Source organism: Streptomyces sp. 4F14 (assembly GCF_048159485.1).
Classification (GTDB): Bacteria; Actinomycetota; Actinomycetes; order Streptomycetales; family Streptomycetaceae; genus Streptomyces.
This window is the reverse complement of sequence record NZ_JBLRVY010000115.1, coordinates 1-484: the sequence shown is the minus strand read 5'-3', so window position 1 is coordinate 484 and position 484 is coordinate 1. Positions and strand designations below refer to the sequence as shown.

The following is a 484-nucleotide window of genomic DNA, read 5'->3' as shown; positions in this document are numbered from 1 at the left end:
GTCGCGGGTGTGCCGGTGCTCGCCTCGGCCGGCAACTCGGGCGACGGGCTCAACAGCACGTCGTACCCGGCCGGTTACGCCGGTGTGATCTCGGTGGCCGCCACCCAGCAGAACGGCACCCGCGCGGAGTTCTCCACGGTCCACACGTACAACGACGTGGCCGCGCCGGGCGTCGCCATCAACAGCGCGACGAACACCGGTGGATACAAGGAGGTCAACGGCACCTCGCCGGCCTGCGCACTGGCCGCGGGCGTCGTCGCCCTCATGAAGGCGAAGAACCCGAAGCTGACCCCCGCCCAGGTCAACGACGTCCTGATCGCCACCGCACAGCGCCCCGCCGGGGGCGGCAGTGCCCTGCTCGGCTACGGGCCGATCAACGCGAACGCGGCGGTCGATGCCTCCGCCTCGCCTCCCAAGGACAAGACCGCGCCGGCGGCGTACGACGGCAAGGAGTACCTGGGGACGCCTGACGGCACGCCGAAGA

The 484-nt window shown here is 71.3% G+C and carries 1 protein-coding gene; it reads left to right on the top strand.

Annotated elements, in window-relative coordinates:
* Positions 1-484, top strand: a 484-nt coding sequence (locus ACLZOT_RS49895; RefSeq protein ID WP_416975970.1) for a S8 family serine peptidase, incomplete at both ends; no start/stop codon positions are given.